Origin of the sequence: Bacillus sp. SD088 (genome assembly GCF_017355205.1) — a bacterium.
Lineage (GTDB): Bacteria > Bacillota > Bacilli > Bacillales > Bacillaceae_C > Lederbergia.
Genome location: NZ_JADIJK010000041.1, coordinates 12,120 through 32,529 on the forward strand (window position 1 = coordinate 12,120; position 20,410 = coordinate 32,529).

Annotated in this window: 15 protein-coding genes and 2 other annotated features; of the genes, 6 read left to right on the forward strand and 9 right to left on the reverse strand. The window is 40.8% G+C overall.

The window, feature by feature from the left end; all coding sequences use genetic code 11:
* Positions 1–104: 104 nt before the first annotated feature.
* Entirely contained in the window at positions 105–2,099 is a 1,995-nt protein-coding gene (locus IPU53_RS23060) for an ABC transporter ATP-binding protein (protein ID WP_207453614.1), read from the reverse strand.
* Entirely contained in the window at positions 2,096–3,856 is a 1,761-nt protein-coding gene (locus IPU53_RS23065) for an ABC transporter ATP-binding protein (RefSeq protein WP_207453616.1), read from the reverse strand. The genes IPU53_RS23060 and IPU53_RS23065 overlap by 4 nt, the downstream gene beginning before the upstream one ends.
* A 612-nt stretch (positions 3,857–4,468) precedes the next feature.
* Here IPU53_RS23065 and IPU53_RS23070 point away from each other — a divergent pair.
* Positions 4,469–5,950: a peptide MFS transporter gene (locus IPU53_RS23070; RefSeq protein ID WP_207453619.1), complete on the forward strand. Its 1,482-nt coding sequence runs from the start codon at positions 4,469–4,471 to the stop codon at positions 5,948–5,950.
* Between the two features lie 144 nt (positions 5,951–6,094).
* On the forward strand, positions 6,095–6,994 hold the full coding sequence (locus IPU53_RS23075; protein WP_207453621.1) for an LCP family protein: 900 nt from the start codon (positions 6,095–6,097) through the stop codon (positions 6,992–6,994).
* 919 nt (positions 6,995–7,913) lie between these two features.
* Here the strand turns inward: IPU53_RS23075 and trpE are convergent.
* The 5 genes from trpE to IPU53_RS23100 form a co-directional block, all read right to left on the reverse strand.
* Positions 7,914–9,305 (reverse strand): anthranilate synthase component I, encoded by a 1,392-nt coding sequence (trpE, locus tag IPU53_RS23080; RefSeq protein WP_207453623.1) that lies wholly within the window; start codon positions 9,303–9,305, stop codon positions 7,914–7,916.
* Positions 9,306–9,373: 68 nt separating this feature from the next.
* Positions 9,374–9,782: a binding site (T-box leader), on the reverse strand.
* Between the two features lie 89 nt (positions 9,783–9,871).
* Positions 9,872–10,100 (reverse strand) — a binding site (T-box leader).
* An 82-nt stretch (positions 10,101–10,182) separates the two neighbouring features.
* Positions 10,183–11,067 carry an agmatinase family protein gene (locus IPU53_RS23085; RefSeq protein WP_207453625.1) on the reverse strand — a complete coding sequence of 295 codons (885 nt, stop codon included), beginning with the start codon at positions 11,065–11,067 and terminating at the stop codon, positions 10,183–10,185.
* A 135-nt stretch (positions 11,068–11,202) separates the two neighbouring features.
* A complete protein-coding gene (locus tag IPU53_RS23090) occupies positions 11,203–12,606 on the reverse strand; it encodes an APC family permease (RefSeq protein ID WP_207453627.1) in 1,404 nt (467 codons plus the stop codon).
* 602 nt (positions 12,607–13,208) lie between these two features.
* On the reverse strand, positions 13,209–14,372 hold the full coding sequence (locus IPU53_RS23095) for an ABC transporter permease (RefSeq protein ID WP_207453629.1): 1,164 nt from the start codon (positions 14,370–14,372) through the stop codon (positions 13,209–13,211).
* A complete protein-coding gene (locus IPU53_RS23100) occupies positions 14,365–15,111 on the reverse strand; it encodes an ATP-binding cassette domain-containing protein (protein WP_207453633.1) in 747 nt (248 codons plus the stop codon). Before IPU53_RS23100 ends, IPU53_RS23095 begins: the two co-directional genes overlap by 8 nt.
* Before the next feature lie 176 nt (positions 15,112–15,287).
* On the opposite strand from IPU53_RS23100, the gene IPU53_RS23105 reads away from it, so the two are divergent.
* The 4 genes from IPU53_RS23105 (at position 15,288) to IPU53_RS23120 (ending at position 18,354) form a co-directional block, all read left to right on the forward strand.
* Positions 15,288–15,986, forward strand: coding sequence for a LytR/AlgR family response regulator transcription factor (locus IPU53_RS23105; RefSeq protein WP_207453634.1), 699 nt, complete (start codon positions 15,288–15,290; stop codon positions 15,984–15,986).
* Positions 15,987–15,995: 9 nt separating this feature from the next.
* Complete coding sequence (locus tag IPU53_RS23110) at positions 15,996–16,919, forward strand: sensor histidine kinase (protein ID WP_207453636.1); 924 nt, start codon at positions 15,996–15,998, stop codon at positions 16,917–16,919.
* Positions 16,920–17,014: 95 nt separating this feature from the next.
* Positions 17,015–17,767 (forward strand): threonine/serine exporter family protein, encoded by a 753-nt coding sequence (locus IPU53_RS23115; protein ID WP_207453638.1) that lies wholly within the window; start codon positions 17,015–17,017, stop codon positions 17,765–17,767.
* Positions 17,768–17,898: 131 nt separating this feature from the next.
* Positions 17,899–18,354: a threonine/serine exporter family protein gene (locus tag IPU53_RS23120; RefSeq protein ID WP_207453640.1), complete on the forward strand. Its 456-nt coding sequence runs from the start codon at positions 17,899–17,901 to the stop codon at positions 18,352–18,354.
* Between the two features lie 31 nt (positions 18,355–18,385).
* On the opposite strand, the gene IPU53_RS23125 is transcribed toward IPU53_RS23120, so the two are convergent.
* Complete coding sequence (locus IPU53_RS23125; protein ID WP_207453642.1) at positions 18,386–18,898, reverse strand: GrpB family protein; 513 nt, start codon at positions 18,896–18,898, stop codon at positions 18,386–18,388.
* Between the two features lie 50 nt (positions 18,899–18,948).
* Complete coding sequence (nadA, locus tag IPU53_RS23130) at positions 18,949–20,049, reverse strand: quinolinate synthase NadA (protein WP_207453644.1); 1,101 nt, start codon at positions 20,047–20,049, stop codon at positions 18,949–18,951.
* Between the last annotated feature and the right edge of the window lie 361 nt (positions 20,050–20,410).

Here is a 20,410-nt window from a genome sequence, read left to right on the forward strand (position 1 = left end):
CTAGATCAAAACACTAGCCAAAATTTTATACTTTCTTATATTTTTAAAAAAGAGCTGACAGAAAAGGGCAATTTCATAACCCTTTTCCGACAGCTCCTTCTTATCTATGCCCCTTGCTTCCTGCCCTGCTGAAGCTGGTACATTTGATAATATTTACCTTTTCTCTTCATTAGTTCTTCGTGATTTCCCCGCTCAACAATTGTTCCACGGTCTAATACTAAAATTTGATCCGCCTTTTTAATTGTGGATAATCTGTGGGCAATCACAAAGGTTGTTCGGCCTTTTTTCAAGACATCCATCGCTTCTTGAATGATTGCTTCTGTTTCTGTATCAATATTCGAAGTTGCTTCATCCAAGATCAAGATGGCTGGGTCAAAAGCAAGTGCACGGGCAAAGGAGATTAATTGCCGCTGTCCAGAGGACAAGGTGCTTCCCTTTTCTGCCACTGGTTCGTCAAGACCCTTTTCTAAGTTTTTCAAAACACGATCGGCCCCGACCGCCTCAAGTGCTGCCTCTACCTGCTCCCTGGAAATACGCGGGTCATTTAAACTAATATTTGAAGCAATCGTTCCTGTAAATAAATATGGATCCTGGAGCACGATTCCCATATGTTCCCGCAATGCTTGCTTGGACATGGACTGAATATTTTCTCCGTCAATGCGGATCTCCCCTCGCTGGCAGTCATAAAATCGAAAGAGAATATTCATGATTGAGCTTTTTCCTGAGCCTGTATGTCCGACAAGTGCCACCGTTTCGCCTTGTTTGGCCGCAAAGTCAATGTCCTTTAATACATAGTCCCCTTCTTTATAGCCAAAGTAGACATGATCAAATCGCACATTGCCTGTAAAACGATCGACCTTCTCCTCGATCACTTCTTCGCCTTTTTCATCTAGCATTTCAAAAACACGATTACCGGCCACCAAAGCCTGTTCTAGATTGGATAGTTGGTTGACCATATTATTCACAGGATTAAATAAGCGATTAATATAATCAACATACGCATATAAAACCCCGACGGTTAAAGCAGAATGGACACTAAGAAAGTCCTGCCCGAAATACCAAATAAATCCGACAAACACGAAATTCCGCAATACCCCAACAAGGTTATGAGAGGAAAGAGCATCCAACGTCAAAAGTTTATTTTGAAAGCGAAAATGAACATCATTCATTTCCTCAAATTCATTTCTCATCTTCCGCTCTCTACGGAAAGCCTGGATAATCGGCATACCTTGAATCGATTCATTCATCATTGCGTTGATCTCACTTACCTTGGAACGAATCGCGTGATTATACTTCGAAGCATATTTTCGATAAATCATCATCCATGCATATAAAACCGGCAGTAATAGTAAGCAAATAAGCGCCAATTTTGCATCTAAGATAAACATCGCGGTATAAATCCCGATCATATAAATAATTCCAGTAAAGAAATTAGACAATACAGCCACATATAGTTCCCGAATTACTTCTGTATCATTTGTAATTCGAGATACTACTTTCCCAGCGGGCAAATCATCAAAATAACGAATGGGCAGGCGATGCATATGCGTAAATACATCATTCCTCATTTTTTGAATAATTCGGTTGGCGGCTTTTTGTAAGAGCAAAAATTGCCCATAAAATAATAATGCAGCCACGATAAAGAGAATCATGTAAACAACCAGTAATTGAATAATCATCGGAATTTCCGGTTTATAAAAGGCTAATGTTTCTTCCACTGAAAGCTTTTGCGCCTGAAATTCACGGATCTCACTATTGAGATCGATCGTTAATTGGTTCCCTTGAATGGAGCGACTTCCATCCAAAGGAACATCTTCCTCTATCCAGTAAAAACTTCTGCCAACTTGTAAAAGTGTCACCGTTTGGCCCGATACATTTTGATCCTTCGTATATAGCTTTCCTCCAAAGGAAACAGCCGCTTCTTTCGCTGTTGTTTCTGTCCAATGTGCTTCAATACCTAAAATATGGTCATCAATCATTTTTTTCGCAACGAGTGGCCCTAATACTTCTGCCCCGACCGATACCGTAAGCAACGCAAGGGCAGCAATAATTACCCATTTCACATGTAAAGCGTATTGATATAATCGTTTTCCTGTCATGTTGTCTGCACCCCCTCACCCAACGAATCCTCTAATTGCTGGCGATCATGCTGTTCCTTATACCAGCCATTTTTCGCGAGTAAATCTTGATGACGTCCTTCTTCAACAATCTCGCCCTCATCTAAAACAATAATCCAATCCGCATGTTCGACTGAAGATAGACGATGGGTTGTAATTAATGTCGTTTTTCCTTGCCGTTCTCGGCGCATATTTTCAATAATTTTCGCCTCTGTTTTTCCATCCACAGCTGAGAGAGAGTCATCTAAAATTAAGATTTCTGGATTTTTAATAAAAGCTCTGGCAATCGAGATCCGTTGTTTTTGTCCTCCTGACAAGGCAACCCCTTTTTCTCCTACTAGTGTTTCTAACCCAAGCGGGAGCATTTCTAAATCTTTTTCAAAATAAGCAAGTTCAATCGCCTGCTCAATCTCTTCTTCTGTTGCGTCTTCCTGGCCAAATAAAATATTCTCACGAATACTTCTGGAAAAGAGGATATGATCCTGAGGTACGTAGCCAATCCAACCCCTGACCTGATCCTTTGATTGATCTTCCATATTCACATTTGAAATCGAGATCGTTCCATCCCCTAATGGGTACTCCCTTAAAAATTGTTTAATAAATGTTGTTTTTCCACTTCCTGTTTTCCCGACAATTCCAATCGTTGCACCACGAGGGATTGATAGATTAACAGCTTTTAAATTAGTGGTTGTAGCAGAAGGATATTGGAAAGTGACTTCTCCCCATTCGATTCCATCTGGTTTTTCCACTTCTTGCGGATATTGCGGATCTTTCACATCCTCTTGGTATTGTAAGACCTCATCCACTCTGTCCAAGGAGGCATTTCCTCTTTGCATAATGTTAATCAGTTCCCCAATCGCAAACATTGGCCAAATCAACATACCAAGATAAACATTAAAAGAAACAAGATGCCCCAGGGAAATTTCTTGCTGAAAAACAAGATAGGTTCCATACGACAACCCAATCACATAACTAAGCCCTGTTAAAATTTGTGTGGCCGGATGGAAAAAGGCCTCTATTTTCACAACACCCATATTTTTTTCATAAACATCATTGGTCATTGTTTGAAACTCATCCCTACTGGCCTTTTCCTGCACATAAGCTCTTGTCACTCGCACACCTGCAACCGACTCAAGCACACGGTCATTCATATCGCCAAAGGCCTTTTGTGCCTTCATAAACCGCCCATGAATCCTTTTTCCTAATACGGTAATAATTAAAGCAAGTATCGGCAAAGGCAAGATCGCAGCGAGCGTCAATTTCCAAGACACAAGGAAGCCCATTGTCAGCAAGATTGTGAGCATATATAAAGTCGAATCCATAAGCGTCAACACACCAAAGCCTGCTGTCACAGAAATCGCTCTTAAATCATTCGTGCCTCTTGCCATTAAATCTCCCGTCCGATTTTTCTCAAAAAAAGGAGGAGCCATTTTTAGTAAATGATTCATTAAGCGGGAACGCAGATTTTTTTCCAAAATAAACGCTCCACCAAAAAGCTGATATTGCCAAATATACGTAATCGCATAGTTGAGGAGCGAACCCCCAGCTAAAATAACAATATAAAGAATTAATAATTGCCAAGTTAATTGCGTTAAGATCATATGATCAATTGCTTCCCCCAAAATAAACGGCGGCACTACCTCAAACACATTGGCAAGTGTTAATAATACACCTGCGACCAGATACCTTTTCCAATGCTGTTTAAAAAACCAACCTAATTTCCCCAATACACTAAACATTCTTCTCACCTCAGTATTTTAGACACACCCAAAAGCACAAGCGCCTTGATTAGCCCCGACAAGCAAATGTTCTGAGACAGAGAAAGGCGTTCTTTGCCTTTCTTGGCTCAGGTTATTTGACCTCGAGGGGCTAGGCGCTGGAGCTGGATGTCAATCTCGACATAAACAAATTATCCATAAATTAAATTTTTATAAATACCTAGACACAAAAAGGCATAGCGCTTCTCAAGAATGAATGCGCTATGCCTTTCATTTATAAGATACGAAATAACTATCTACTAGCCCCCGTATCGTTTCAATTTTATTTCGTTTGCTAATTTAGCGTAAAAACGGGCAGACTAATTCATTATGAAGTTGATGGATGATCGAATTAAGGTTTTCCATTTGAATAGCCTCCCTTTTCGCAAATTTTTGAATGTTTTTATCCTACCACGGTCTAATGACTAGTGTCAACGCTTTTTTGAAAATTAGCTAGTACGAATTTTTGGTAAATAAATGAAAGACTATATTTTATTTTTTTACTTATTATAAAATAGATATAATACAGTTATTTTACATGGCTGTTAGAGGGTGTTATGATCTTAGTATTTCATTTAAAGGGGACATGGTACTATGACAACAAAGAATTCACGTGAAGTCCTTGAGAGTGTCCCACAAAAAGGTTTTTTCGGACATCCTAAAGGATTGTTTACTTTATTTTTCACAGAGTTTTGGGAGAGATTCTCATACTATGGTATGAGAGCGATCCTTATTTATTACATGTATTACGCTGTTAAAGATGGCGGACTTGGTCTAGACAATACTACAGCCGCTTCCATTATGGCTGTGTATGGTTCGCTTGTTTATATGTCAGGCATTATCGGTGGTTGGATTGCTGACCGTTTATATGGCACCAAGAAAACGGTCTTTTTTGGTGGAATATTGATTATGGCAGGTCATATTGCACTATCCTTTCCTGGTGGGGTGACAGCCCTCTTTCTATCAATGGGTTTAATTGTCATCGGAACAGGATTATTAAAACCGAATGTATCCAATATAGTTGGTGATCTATATGGAAAAGAAGATCCACGAATAGACGCCGGCTTTAGTATCTTCTACATGGGCATTAACCTTGGTGGGTTGCTGGCACCCTTTATTGTCGGAACACTCGGGCAAAAGTATAATTTTCATCTCGGGTTCGGAGTGGCGGCAATCGGCATGTTAGCTGGTCTCATTATTTTCCTCGCAACAAGAAAGAAAAATTTAGGCCTTGCTGGTTCACATGTGCCAAATCCACTTTCACCTGATGAAAAAAAATCCGTCTTTTTAAAGATTGGCATCAGCATTCTTGTGATTGTGATCGCCGGTGCTGTTCTTATTTCGAAAGGCATTTTAAATATTGATCGCTTTACGATGATAGTTAGTGTGTTAGGAATTATTATCCCTATTATTTACTTTATCGTCATGTATTTTAGCAAGAAAACAACAAATGAGGAACAAAAGAATTTACTTGCTTATATTCCTTTGTTTATTGCCGCTATGATGTTTTGGGCGATTCAAGAGCAAGGGTCGGTGATTTTAGCTCAATATGCAGATGAGCGAACAAGATTATCGTTTGCTGGTTTTTCCTTGGCATCATCTTGGTTTCAATCATTGAATCCACTATTTATCGTAATCTTAGCACCAATATTTGCTGGTTTATGGATGAAGCTTGGCAAACGCCAACCTTCGACACATCAGAAGTTTTCATTAGGCTTGGTCCTTGCTGGAGTGTCCTTTTTAGTGATGATCATCCCTGCAATTTACGGTGGCCCCGATACGCTCGTCAGCCCATTATGGCTTGTGCTTAGTTTCTTCATAGTTGTACTTGGCGAATTATGCTTATCGCCAGTTGGTTTATCAGCAACAACCAGACTAGCACCTGCTGCATTCTCGGCGCAAACGATGAGTCTTTGGTTCCTATCCAATGCTTCGGCACAGGCGATTAATGCGCAAATTGTTAAATTGTACAAGCCTGAAACAGAAATTCTCTATTTTGGAATTATTGGAGCGATCGCCGTTTTGCTTGGTGTTCTTCTATTTCTCCTTTCATTCTTAAGCAAAAGAAAAGCGTAAGTCGACAACTACCTTTAAAAGGGATAAGGCTCCTTTTAAAGGTAGTTTTTTATGAATTGGATAAATTTCCCACCCACTTTTTTACATAAATGCCGCCAAGAATTGAAGAATAAAAGAAAGATGGTTTGTCAGGAGCTGAGAAAAGTGAAAAAAAGTACCTTATTTGTCCTCATCATAAGCAGCTTTCTCCTTTTATTTGGCTGTCAGAATATAGGGAAGGATTATTCGGAGGAGGAAGAAACTGAGAATAAAGCTGTAGATGAATCGATTAATTTTCTAGTGCTTGGCATTGATTCTCGGGGCGAAGCAAACTCACGGACAGATACGATCATGTTGGTCAATTATCGCCCGGAGGATCGGACCTTGAAGCTTATTTCGATCATGCGTGATTCTTACGTGCAAATTCCCGGTCACAAATATAATTTTGATAAAATTAATAATGCTTATTTCTTGGGAGGCGAAGAGCTCCTTAAGAAAACGATCCAGAATAACTTTGGTTTAGATGTAGATCATACTGTTACCGTAGATTTCCAGGGATTTGTCAGTGTGATCGATACACTTATTCCAGAAGGAATCAATGTTCATGTAGATCAAGCCATGATCGATGATATGAATTTAAAGATGGCAGCAGGTGAAAATTCCTTACATGGTGAAGATTTATTAAAATATGTCCGCTTCCGGCACGATGAACGTAGTGACTTCGGCAGAGTGGAGCGACAACAAGATATTTTATTAGATGTCATCTCCAAAGTGAATGAAAAGATGAACTCATTTACCGGAATGACAAAAATTCCGCAGCTTGTACATGACACAATCAAAAATGTAGAAACCGATTTGGGTCCCCAAGAGATCATCACATTGAGTTCCATGGTCTTTTCACAACCGATTGAACAAATTGAAACAATGCGGATTCCTGTAAAAGATGGATTCACCAATCAAACCTATGAACATGCAGGTGCCGTCCTAGAACTTGATTTCTTCAAAAATCAGGAAGCCATGCAAAAATTCTTAAGTGAACCCACACCTGTAAATGATGAGCCTTAAGAACAAAAGCGCAAGCGCCCGTTTAGCGACGTACAAACTTTTTAAGCTTCTGACGAGATAAAGGATAGCCGATGTTGACTTATCGTAGGAAGAAGCTGAAAGTTTGCTAGTCGCTGGGCGCTGGAGCTAGACGACAAAACTCAAAGTTATAACTTATCCACAAGCTGCAATTTTATAATTTCCTAAACGAGAACAAAAGCGCAAGCGCCTTGATTTAAGGTAGAACAGCTAAAGACGCACGGAGTTCATCGCATTTCAGGCACAGCGAGGGCTCGCGCCGTTACGCTTTTGCAGAGTTCACTGCATTTCGGGAACGGCGGAGACTCGCGCCGTTACCCTTTTGCAGAGTTCATCGCATTTCGGGTACGGCGAAGGCTTGCGACGTTACCCTTTTGCAGAGTTCATCGCATTTCGGGTACGGCGGAGGCTCGCGCCGTTACGCTTTTGCAGAGTTCACCGCATTTTGGGCACGGCGGAGGCTGGCACCGTTACGCTTTTACGGAGTTCCTCGCATTTCAGGCACGGCGAGGGCTCGCACCGTTACGCCTTTGCAGAGTTCACTGCATTTCGGGAACGGCGGGGGCTCGCGCCGTTACACTTTTTCGGAGTTCATCGCATTTCGGGAACGGCGGGGGCTCGCGCCGTTACGCTTTTGCAGAGTTCACCGCATTTTGAGCACGGCGGAGGCCCACGCCGTTACGCTCTTCTAGGATTTCTCTCTATTTTTGTCACGGCCACACTGAGTTTTCTCCTACTTTTTTGGCGTTCTTCTGATTTCAAGCTTTGTTCTCTTTAAACGCTAGAAAAGGGCTGGAGCTGGACAGCAATTTTTCCTATTAGAACTTAGCCACACGCTTAGATTTTATCCCGCATTAACGGACAGTAATAGCCCGATTGGTTCAACTAACAATTTGGTGCATTAATAAGGTTTAGGGCTAAGAAGGGCTTGTGCTTTATTAATTGTTTCTTTATATTCCTTAGCTGGATCAGAATCCGCGACAATGCCCGCGCCTGCTTGGAGATAGGCGATTTGATCTTTGATAACAAGGGAACGTATAGCAATGGCAAAATCAACATCCCCATTCACATTTACGTAACCAATCGCCCCTGCGTAGACTCCGCGTTTTGTTTTTTCCAAATCATTAATAATCTGCATGGCCCTTGGTTTAGGATCCCCTGACACAGTGCCAGCTGGAAGACAAGAGATTAGGGCATCCATTCCTGAAGTATCTGCCTTCAATGTACCTTCTACTTCAGAGACGATATGCATGACATGACGATAATACTCCAGCTTCATATAATCCTTGACCGCAATTGTATCTTCCAAACAAATAGCAGATAATTCTTGACGACTTAAGTCGACAAGCATGCGATGTTCGGACAATTCCTTTTCATCGGCTAATAACTCCTGAGCCATACGCTGGTCATCCTCTTCATTTCTTCCACGTCGCCTTGTTCCAGCAATTGGATTGGTTGTCACAGTCCCCCTATTTGTTTTAACGAAGCTTTCTGGAGAGGCGCCCAGAACAACATATTTCTCAAAGTCAACATAAAACATATACGGAGATGGGTTGGAATTACGTAAGACACGATAAAAGTGAAAAGGATCATCCTCCACTTTTCCCGTCATTCTTTGTGATAATACAATTTGCTGTACTTCACCTGAATGAATATACTGCTTCGCTTCTTCCACCTTGCGCATAAACTCTTCTTTTTCCAGTTTAGGAGTAAATTGAATCTTACAATCTGAAAGCGACTCATCCGCTGCCTTCCTGGCAATTTGCGCTTCTAAATGCGTAAGACGTAACTCTAATTCCTGCTCCGTCGTTTTCCCATCATAATCAATCGATAATAAATAAATCGATTGCGCTAAATGATCGAATACCACTACATCCTCATAAATCATAAAATGAATGTCCGGCATTTCGATTTCATCTTCTAAGATCGGCCCAATCGGGATATATTGGCGAATCGCATCATAGCCGACATAGCCAATAGCTCCTCCATAAAACGGAAAAGGAACATCAATATCAATCTTTGGCAAAGCCTCTTGCAAAAATGCTAATGGTTGTCCTGATGCCTCTTTCACTAGTTGTCCGTCACTAGCCAATAATTGTGCATGTCCCTCCTTCCCAATGAATTCTAAAATCGGGTTTGCTCCGATAAAAGAATATCGGCCTTGCTCATTATGCTTTAATGAACTTTCTAATAAAAACTTCTTCTCTCCTTTTAGTCTCAGAAAAATATTAATAGGTGTTAAGACATCCCCGTTTAATTTTTTTAATTTAAATTGTGCTTGTTTGGTTTGCATTTTCCATTCTCCTCTCAAATTTTTGAAATATAAAAAGCCCTCAAACCAACAACGACTTCATTTGTTGGTTTGAGGGCGATCTTCACCGCGGTGCCACCTCATTTGGAAAAGGATCTCTTTCCCATCTCTTTCAGGTACAGGAGTGTGCCTCCTAAACCCTATCCATATAACGACGGAATATCGTGTTTTCCTACTTCCCTATTTAAGGAGGTTCAAAAATTCTGGTAAAATGGCACTACTATTTAAAGGAACTTCGACTAAGTACCGACACGTCCTGTGTCGAACGTCGAAGTCACCACTTCCTGTGGAAGCTCGTTGGCTCATTTTATCCTCTTTTTTGAACTCATTTATCAAATAGACGTTCAAAAAACCACTCACAAGTCCATTCAGTAAAAGTTTCCATACCGGGATCACACCATTCCCCGACTCTCTTCGATGAAAAAGCTTAAACCTACTCCTCTTGTTTCACGTTTTGCTTTATTTAATTGATGCCACAGGACGTGGCGCTTTTAGCGTTTATCCGTAAAACGGGCGTTTTCGCCTTTATAGACAAAAAGGCCCCTCATCCAAAGGACGAGGGACCGTGGTACCACCTTTATTAGCTGAAATCAGCTCACTTTTTACATTCATCATGTTTGCCCATGTAACGATGGGGTTTCGCCAAAGCCTACTTTTCCCATGGAGTTCGGTTTGGAAGCTCGGAAGTCCATTCACATGCGTCGACACACTGGTTCGCACCCACCACCAGCTCTCTTTTGTGGTCCACAAGCTACTACTCTTCTTCATCGCCAGAATTTTCATTGGATTGTTTTTGATTTTATTTGAAAATTCCCCAAATGTCAATAATTATTTTCGCCGAGTGAAAAATTATATGCCTTTATTTTTTGCTCAACCTGCTTACTGCACACTCAAACATAATTTTAGCGGCTATAGATGTCGTGATCTCGCGCACATCATATAATGGGTTAACTTCTGCAATATCAAATACATCTACTTTGTCATAAAGTTCTTCCAGCATAGAAAAAGCTTGTACGACTGTTAACCCGCCTGGCTCATTTGCGCCTGTTCCTGGAGCAAGCCCCGGCTCTAATACATCCATATCAAACGTGAGATAAATATGGTCCACATCTTTCAGTTTATCATTTAAAATCTCTGAGATGATTTTTTTAGGATCACTGGAATGAACTTCCCTTGCGGTATACTGAACCACACCTATTTCATTAATATATTCAGCATACCAAGGATAGTTAAAGCTACGCACACCAATTTGCACAACATGTTCAGGACTGATTCTTTCAAGCTCAATCGCTCTTCTCATCTGGCTGCTTTGGGAATACTTCCCCTGTACAGGTGAATCATCAACCAAATCCAGATGTGCATCAAATTGAATGATTCCTATTTTACCTTCCGTGTTATCATGTAAAGCTTCTATAATCGGATAAGATATCGAATGATCTCCTCCCAATACAAAAGGAAATACATCTTTCGTCAACATTTCAGTTGCTTTATTTTTTGCATTCTCAAATGTCTTCTCTGTACTATATGCGACGATATCAATATCCCCATAATCGACAATGCTATTTTCACTCAATGTATAAAGCTTTCTTTTATCCACATCATATACTTGATTATTTTCAATCCGATTTTCGAACCATTTGTATGCATCTCTGATCCCTTGAGGAGCAAATCTTGCACCTGGTCTCCCAAGCGATGCTCCACCATCCCAAGGAAATCCTACTATTCCAAATGTCTCTTTTCCCATTATTCGACAACTCCTTTAAATTCTTGTTCAAAAGTAAGGATACATTCGAAGTGTCATATTTTACCGAAGACCTGCAGGGTGCAGGCAAAAAAGGCGTTGCAGCGTACAGGATGTACGAGTATGGACGACGTGAACTTAGCTGTTCATCTGTTTGCTCCTTACCTTTTGAACATCCTCTCTAAACTCTATTTTATTTCTACTATAACTGATATAAATAGCGATACCGATGATCAGCCAGACCAGGAATAATAGATACTCAATTCCATGTAATGAGATTGGTGTCCCAGGAATAACCATCATCAAAGTTAAAATACTGGAAAAAAATGTTGCGATATAACTCATTATGATCCCACCAGGAGGGCTATAGGGTCTATGTAAATTTGGCTTTTTCTTATATAACCGAACACTGCTTAAGGACATGAAGAACCAGGCAATAAGAAATGAAATCCCCCCCATCACGATAAAGGGAGATAAAATTCCTTGGCCAAGAAATATACCAAAAACAGTAACTATCAACATAAATAGTAAAGCATTCTTTGGTGTTTTATTGTGCTGATCAACTTTAGAGAGTACCTTGGGCAGAAATCCCGCTTCTGAGAATGACTGAATCAAACGGCTGCCGGCAAATAAAAAGCCATTAAACGTAGTGATAACACCGAGCAGTACGCCAAAGACAATAATGATCGTTAAAAACTTAGAACCTGTCGCCGCTTCAAATGCTGAAATCAATGGCAGTTCTCCTAAATTCACAAGTTCCTCTGCAGGCATGATAAAACTGGACGCCAACACGATGACTGAATATAGCAAACTACCAGCAATAATAGTACCGACAATCGCCTTACCCAGATTTGCTCTATTTATATTGGAACCAACCTCATTTCGAGCTTTAGGAATCGTATCAAAACCATTCATAAAAAATAAGATGGAAGCAATGGCCGTTGCCACACCGCCTATTGTTCCTGATTCAGATGTTGCTCTCGAAATGTTGGCGCTCGAACCTGCAACAAAGCCACCAATGATAAATACAAAAAATGTAGCAATCATCATCCAAGTTGCAACGTTTTGAAATTTACTTGATTGCTTTACACCTTTGTAATTTAAGTACACGATGATTGTAACCATGAGCAAACTCACAATTAAATGGGGAAGGTAGATGACCGAACCAAACAACGAGTACAGCGGTACAGCATTCATAGCCGGAAATAAATACGAAGTGAGTGCAGCAACTGACACTGCCACCCAGGGTAGAATAATTAAATACCCCAATATTAAAAACCATCCACAAACAAAAGCAGAGAGCTTGCCAACGGCTAAATATGTATAGGCATATTCCCCACCTGAAACCTTTAAGCTTGACGTGAGTTCACCGTAGACAAAGCCAATTGGAATAATCATTAACATCGTCACTAAGATGGCGATGATTGCCCCGATGCTGCCTGCAGCTGACATCCAAGCAGGTATGGATATCACCCACCCTATCCCTATCATACTTCCAAACGCAAGGGCAAAAAAATCCTTGCCTGACATTCCATCCTTCATTGAACCACCTCTATGTTATAATTATACCTCATTATAAATAAATATTCATATGAAGACAATCATGAAATTTTGGTATTAAAGGAGAAGAAGCTCGATCTTTTGAAAAAGATCTGGTCATTAGGCGAAATTCAAAGGATTTTAGGGCGTTAAAAGTGTTGATTTACCCCTACGATTTTCCATATGCAAAAACAACCTAAAATCCAGTGTTAAGGTTGCCTTTTCTTCAAATTGAAATCAAAGGTTTTGTTGAGTTTAAAGAGAACAAATGTCGGAATCAGGAGAACCCCAAAAGAAGGGGAAGAAAACTGAACGAGCCCCTGACGGAAATAGGGAGAAAATCCAAAAAGGGTAACGGCGTATGTCTTCGCCGTACCCGAAATGCCAGGAACTTCGCAAAAGTGGAACGACGCCAGCCTCCGCCGTGCCCGAAATGCTGGAAACTACGAAAAAGCGGAACAGCGAGGACCTCCGGCATGCCCAAAATGCTGGGCACTGTGCAAAAACGGGCCGACAGAAAGCGAAGTATATTTCCGGAGCGGAAGTTATGCACCCTAGTCATTCGTTTTTTCTTTGGTAAAAATACTTATGTCCCACCGTCATCATTATTTTCCTAACATTAACCGATGATTGTGAAAAAGTTTGCTCGCTATTGGAAACAAAATGGCAATACAAACAACATAACTACCAATTGCGATCGCAAAGCCACTACCTATAATTTGACCGTTAAAGGCATCTTGGACAAATAAGAATAAGTTCATTACTGGAATTGCATATAAGCCAAGGTTTTGAGTACTTCCGATGAAAAACATCAATAACATCGGGAAAACCATTATTCCGATAATCGGGGTAATATAGTAGCCTGCTTCTTTTACGGAGTTGGCTAGCATGCTTAAGATCATTTCTACACCTGCAATAAAGATCGCAAACATTGAAATTAAGATCGCGCCCATTAGAATAAAGAGAAGTGGATTTTCAATCGCCACCATTCCCTTTTTTAATTCTGTTGTGAAGTTCATAAGCCCACTAAGCCAGCCAATACATAATACACCTGTAAAAATACCGAGGAGAGAAATGGTCATCCATTTAGCTAATAAAATTTTTACCGGCTTTACAGGAGTAATCAATAATGCTTCCATTGTTTTCTTCTCTTTTTCTCCTGCAAACAACTCAGTAGCAGATGGATAAGAGCCATTGGCAATCGCGATTGGAATTAATAATGGAATTAATAGAGCAAGCATGAAGGAAGCCATGGCATCATCTTCATTTTTTGTTGTTTGTGGCTCAACTTGGAAAACGTTGAGGACATTGGGATCCATTTCACTAGCCACCATTCGCTCTTGTACGACTTCATTTTGCCATTCCGAAAAAGCTGCTTGAACCAGACTCCACGCACCAGATGATTCTTGATTTCCTGGATCAAAATAAACGCGTACGGGCACTGGAGTTTGTGTTGCAATTACTTCTTCCCAATTTTTATCCATCTCGATTCCAGCCTGTACCTTGCCACCATTCATTGCCTTCTGCACATCTGCATGCTTTTCAATCGTCACATCAGGCAAATAGGTTCGCAGTTTTTCAATGAACTCAGCATCAGCTGTTTCTTCCACCGCAAGTGTAAACTCGGTATCCTCGCTGGAGACTAATAGTTTATCATAAAAAAACGTCAAAGCTGCCATCATTACAATGGGTAGGATAATTAATAATGTAATACTTCTTTTATCTCGTAAAACATCTTTCATCTCTTTTAAAAAAATTGTTTTAAACATAAAGGTCACCCCTTACAATCTTGGATGTGAATAGATAATTAAGATCTCGACTGTTCTCTGTTTCATATAATTCTTCCAATTTTCCCTCATATACAATTTGTCCTTTATGCATCATGATAATGTCGTCACATAGTTGTGTGATTTCATCCATAATATGAGTAGAGAAGATAATTGTCTTCCCCTCTCCTTTAAATTGATAGATAAATTCTCGAAAAATAGTAGCAGACGTAATATCCAATCCAGTCGTTGGCTCATCGAATAAAACAATATCTGGATTATGAATCAATGTCCTTGCAATCGCCACCTTTTGTTTCATCCCTTTCGAAAAGCCTTCTACTCTCCGATCTAAGTATTTTCTCATTCCAAATCGCTTCGCTAGCATTTCAATTTGATTTTTAATATCATGAGTACTCATACCATAGAGACTCCCAAAATATTCAAGATTCTCGCGTGCGGTTAAGCGATTATAGAGTCCGGTTTCCGAGCCAAACAGCACTCCAAGTCGATGTCGTACTTTTTCTTTATGAGTATAAATATTTTCCCCGTCGATTGTGATCGTTCCTTCATCTGGTTCAATTAACGTACATAACATCCGGAGCAATGTCGTTTTTCCTGCCCCATTCTCTCCAATTAATCCGACCACATTTCCTTCTTTAATATTGAGTGAAATATAATCGATCGCCTTCACTAATTGCTTTTTATCTTTAAATTGCTTGGAAACCTGATCAATGGTAAGCATATCGTTTCCCTCCCGCATTCTTATTGTCTTTATTGTACGGTGCAAATGGCGTCTCGTCTCCCATCCTGTCGTGAAGAGGGACTTACCTGTCATGAAAAGTCCCGATTGCAGAATAGAATGCCCTCTTTTATAAAATAGATTATAATGGAGAAAGATTCTCCAAAGGGGTTTTAGCGATGAAAGTGGGTATTGTCGATGACCGTCAAATCGATTTAGATAAATTGACCTTTATTTTGCAAGAAGAAGAGGATGTAGAACTCGTCTTTGCCACAACAGATTCAGAAAATGCGTATCAGGAAATCCAGAAAAACAAGATTGAGTTATTGATAGCAGATATTGAGATGCCTGGTATTTCGGGGTATGAGCTTGCCGACATCATTCAAACGCATGGACTGTTAATTACCGTTATTTTTGTAACCGCCAAAAGTGGGTATGCAGTGCAAGCCTTTGAATTAAATGTGCATGATTATATATTAAAGCCCTATACAAAAGAACGACTGCAACAGTCTTTGGCGCGCTTCCGTGAAAAACAACACGCTGGTAATTTAACAGGGCGTCTTGTCCTCAAGCAAAAAGGGCATATTGAAATGATTCCCAAGAAAGATATTATTTTTGCCGAACGGACAGGACGATCCACTACGATTTATACTATTGATGATGAACATACGACCTATTTATCGATGAACGAATTAGAAGCAAGCCTCCGGGAAAATAACTTTATTCGGTCTCATCGTTCTTTTCTCATTAATCTTCACTTTGTGAAAAGTTTTTCGGTCTATACAAAAAAGTCATACAGTGTTTCTTTTGATGGCACGAAAAAAATTGCCATGCTGACCAAAGACAAAATGGATTATTTGCAAAAGTATTATTTTTGAGGTGAAAAGATGGTAAAATTCCTCCTGTTCCTCCCATGGCTTTTCGCACTGTGTTGGACATTGTTAGAGAACCACTATATTTTCACGCTGTTTATCTTAGCCGGCACACTTTATCAACTATTTTTTACCAAAGGGGATGAACTGCCGCGTTCATGGAAAGGAATAACAGTAATCCTGCAACTTTGCTGGTTTATGGCAAGTTTCGGGACCGATACTCCTTTGCTGCTTTTAGGGATGGTACTACAAACTGTCGCCTTACATTTTTATCAAACCACCTTCTTAGTAGAGCAAAGTAAAACAGGTGAAATTATAAAAAACTATAAGCAACAAACAACCCTTTTACATGAATTAAGAAGACAGCGCCATGATTTACAAAAACATGTATCAGCGATTTTATATGCCGATGGGAATTCTCCCGATACAGAAAGCTATACGCAAGATGTGGCGGCACGGTTTACGGCGTTAGATAAAGTGTTACATAATGAATCCAATATTGTCGCTGGATGCCTGTATGGCTGCAACAAGAAAGCAAAGGAAAACAATGTTGTATTAGACTATCAGCTTCACCAAGCTTTATCAGGCTTACCTTTAGCAGAGTACGATTTAATTGCCTTGGTTGGCAATATCTTGGAAAATGCGATAGAGGCAGCAGCAGAGGTACCTGGTGGGAAAGTAGTACTAAGTTGCCGAAAACAGAGTGGAATTTTTATTATTGTTTCGCGAAATCATACCTTGCCCATTGAAGATCGAATTCTTGAACGATTGTATACATCTAGAGCAGAATCAAGCAAACGAGGTAATCATGAGGGACTGGGCACCCAGGAGATACAGAGAATTGTGAAAAACCATCAAGGTAACCTCGACTTTTCTTTTATTAAGGACCAGTTTACCTTAAAAATTAAATTACCCGATGTTCGGGCACAGAAAAGCTAGTGGGAACTTGGACGGAGCATTAGGGGGACTTAGCTTATCCATCCCCCGGTATAATTTCCTCCTATTTTCACCTCAATGAAAGCGACGTGAGGGTTTTGAAGCCAGCAGAAGAAAAAAAACTCGTAGAAACCTGCCTGTTAGCAGGGAAAATATTAATGCAAAGTGGAGCTGAGACCTACCGAGTGGAAGATACGATGATGCGAATGGCAGCGGCCTATGGATGCTCAGAAAGCCAAAGCTTTGTGACCCCGACCGGCATTATTTTTTCACTAGAGGGCTCCGATTCCTCCCAATTTGTTCGCATTAGTCAGCGCGGAACGGACCTTGAAAAGATCGCTCGCGTTAATCATATTTCTCGGAAAATGGCGGAAGGAGAACTTAGATACGATGAGGCTTTTCAAGCTCTTAAAAAACTGGCGAAGGAAAATCTCTCTTTTCCCATTTGGGTGCAAATCTTAGCCGCAACCATTTCAACTGGGAGCTTTTTGATTATGTTTAAAGGGGTATGGGCTGATTATCTCCCCGCCATGATTGTCGGCGGATTAGGCTTTACTGCGATGCTTCTCATTCATAATCAAACAAAAGTAAAATTCTTTGCTGAATTTATAGCGGCATTTGTTATTGCCTTGGTATCACTTTTATTTGTCAGATTTGGCATCGGTCAGCAATTGGATTTGATCGTGATTGCTTCTGTTATGCCTCTTGTCCCTGGATTACTGATCACCAATGCAATTCGTGATTTGATGGCCGGCCACTTCGTCTCAGGATTATCGAAAGGAGCAGAAGCCATTTTAACCGCCCTCGCAATTGGTGCTGGGGTTGCTGTTACCTATTCGATATGGCTATGAAAGAGAGAGTTTCCTTTATCCGGGATTAAATTGAGCTATATGGGATTAAGTTAATCCTATGCGGGATTAAACAGATCCTATGAAGAATTAAAGAGATCCCATACAGCTTTAAAAAGAGAGGAGAATGATTAATGCCCTATTACCTCGCACAAATTACATTAAGTTTAATAGCTTCGATTGGTTTCGGGATTATTTTTAATGCTCCCCGAAAAGCTTTGCTTCATTGTGGACTTGTCGGCATGGGGGGATGGATGATGTACCTAGTGATGACGGATGCTGGGATTGATATTGTCCAAGCCGCTTTTGGTGGAGCCTTTGTCGTCGGCTTGATTGGTCATATACTAGCCAAATATTATAAAACTCCGATTATTACGTTTATCGTTGCAGGGATTATTCCACTAGTACCAGGAGGCACTGCTTATAACGCTATGCGTCACGTTGTGAGTAATGATTATGCTGAGGCGATTCCCCTTGCCACCAAGGCCTTTATCGTAGCAAGTGCGATTGCGATGGGACTTGTCTTTGCAGAAGTATTGGTGCAGTTTTATTTAAAGATGATGAAAAATCGAAAACTAAAAAATAGCTAACGGGAGAGGGCATGTCGCTCCCCCTCACATATTAGCCTCTCGTTTGAAACCATTCTAATGCTCGTTGCTCCAACTCCTGAACAAAATCCCTTTTTGCCTTACTGTAAAAACGAGTATCATCAAAACACTGTGCGAGCTCTGCCTTTTTTAGTGAATAGCGTTCTGCCTCCTCGGGATGGGTTCTTAAATAATCCCTTACAATTAAATGACGGGAAATCTCCGGATGGTCAAATTGGTACACATGAATATGATGAGTTCGGTGCTCTCCACCTTTCCGAAATAATCTTCTCCCCTTGATTCCCCATTCGCCGGCAATATCATAGCCAAGCGATCGCATCTGTTCATTCCATGAATCTATTTTCTCTATATCTTTCACGAGACACATCATATCGATCACAGGCTTCGCCTTCATGCCTGGGACTGATGTACTGCCAAAATGCTCAAACCTGACAATTTCTTCTCCAAAAATCCTTGTTAAAAGGCAAGTCTCATCCTTATACATGTGCACCCAACTTTTATTGTATTCACTTAACCTAATTTTCAACCCATTCCTCCTTTCTCTTGATGATGTATAAATTCAAGAAGACTCTCTTCCTATGATAATGCCAACATCCTTTCCAATGCCAGCATGGCAAAAGAAGATGTCTTTTCATCAACTTGAATGATGTTTCGATCTTCTCCTTGTTCAATTGAATCCAAACACCAAGCAAGATGGGGCAAATCAATGCGATTCATCGTAAGACATGGACACATATGTGGATTCAGTGAAATAATGTGCCTATCAGGATGCTGCTGAATGATCCGTTTGACCAGATTCATCTCAGTACCAATTGCCCAAGCTGATCCAGGCTCTGAGCTTTCAATTGCTTGGATAATATAATTCGTCGAACCGGCTAGATCTGCAAGAGCAACGACTTCACGGCTACACTCAGGATGGACAATAACCTTCATATCGGGATACTCCTCGCGCACCTGCTTTACATTAGCTACGGTAAAATTCTCATGCACCGAGCAATGTCCTTTCCAAAGAATTACCTTCACCTTCTCAATTGGTCCATCAAAGACCAATTCGTTTTGGATTGGATCCCAGACTGCCATTTCTTCCAAGCTAACACCTAAGTTATAAGCGGTATTCCGCCCCAAATGCTGGTCAGGTAAAAAGAGAATTCGTTCCTTTTGTTGAAAGGCCCATTGCACCATATTTTCAGCATTAGAGGATGTAACGGTTGCCCCTCCATGCTCTCCAACGAATGCTTTAATAGCTGCCGTCGAATTTACATAAGTCAAAGGAAGAATGGTATCGCCAAATTGAGCTTGGAGCTTCTCCCATGCCCGTTCTGTTTGATGAATATCCGCCATATCTGCCATCGAACATCCTGCCCGCATATCTGGTAAAAAGACTTTTTGATGTTCTGTCGTCAGAATATCCGCAGTTTCAGCCATAAAATGCACACCACAAAAGGCAATATACTCTGCTTCACGATTCTCTTGACATAACTGCGCGAGCTTTAGAGAATCTCCGGTAGTATCCGCAAATTGAAATACCTCATCCTTTTGATAGTGGTGGCAAGGAATAAATAACTTTTTTCCTAATTTCTCTTTCACCTTGCGCACTTTCTCTTCCAAATTCTCTGTGGACATCTTTCGATACTCCTCTGGCATTGCATTTGTTTGTAAGGTTTCCAATAGATTCATACCATTTCCTCCTGTTCTTGATAAAATCTCGCTATTCTTTTTATTTAGAAATCTTACCCGGGCCATGGCGTTTTTCACTTCTCTATGGTTGGGGACGATCATGACGTTCGCCGTTACGCTTTTTACCTTTCTCCTTCATTTCGGGCACGGCCTTGACATCCGCCGTTTCGCTTTTTGCCCTGACCCTCGATTTCGGGCACGGCCATGGCATCCGCCGTTACACTTTTTGCCCTGACCCTCGATTTCGGGCACGGCCATGGCGTTCGCCGTTACGCTTTTCGCCCTGACCCTCGATTTCGGGCACGGCCATGACTCTCGCCGTTACACTTTTTGCCCTGACCCTCGATTTCGGGCACGGCCT

Excerpts from the sequence above, each read along its gene's own strand:
- IPU53_RS23085 (WP_207453625.1), bottom strand. The coding sequence starts at position 11,067 with ATGGGAAAAGAGACATTTGGAATAGTAGGATTTCCTTGGGATGGTGGA.
- trpE (WP_207453623.1), bottom strand. The coding sequence starts at position 9,305 with ATGCAAACCAAACAAGCACAATTTAAATTAAAAAAATTAAACGGGGAT.
- IPU53_RS23090 (WP_207453627.1), bottom strand. The coding sequence starts at position 12,606 with ATGAAGGATGGAATGTCAGGCAAGGATTTTTTTGCCCTTGCGTTTGGA.
- IPU53_RS23095 (WP_207453629.1), bottom strand. The coding sequence starts at position 14,372 with ATGTTTAAAACAATTTTTTTAAAAGAGATGAAAGATGTTTTACGAGAT.
- IPU53_RS23100 (WP_207453633.1), bottom strand. The coding sequence starts at position 15,111 with ATGCTTACCATTGATCAGGTTTCCAAGCAATTTAAAGATAAAAAGCAA.
- nadA (WP_207453644.1), bottom strand. The coding sequence starts at position 20,049 with ATGAATCTATTGGAAACCTTACAAACAAATGCAATGCCAGAGGAGTAT.
- IPU53_RS23120 (WP_207453640.1), top strand. The coding sequence starts at position 17,899 with ATGCCCTATTACCTCGCACAAATTACATTAAGTTTAATAGCTTCGATT.
- IPU53_RS23110 (WP_207453636.1), top strand. The coding sequence starts at position 15,996 with ATGGTAAAATTCCTCCTGTTCCTCCCATGGCTTTTCGCACTGTGTTGG.
- IPU53_RS23070 (WP_207453619.1), top strand. The coding sequence starts at position 4,469 with ATGACAACAAAGAATTCACGTGAAGTCCTTGAGAGTGTCCCACAAAAA.
- IPU53_RS23060 (WP_207453614.1), bottom strand. The coding sequence starts at position 2,099 with ATGACAGGAAAACGATTATATCAATACGCTTTACATGTGAAATGGGTA.
- IPU53_RS23105 (WP_207453634.1), top strand. The coding sequence starts at position 15,288 with ATGAAAGTGGGTATTGTCGATGACCGTCAAATCGATTTAGATAAATTG.
- IPU53_RS23065 (WP_207453616.1), bottom strand. The coding sequence starts at position 3,856 with ATGTTTAGTGTATTGGGGAAATTAGGTTGGTTTTTTAAACAGCATTGG.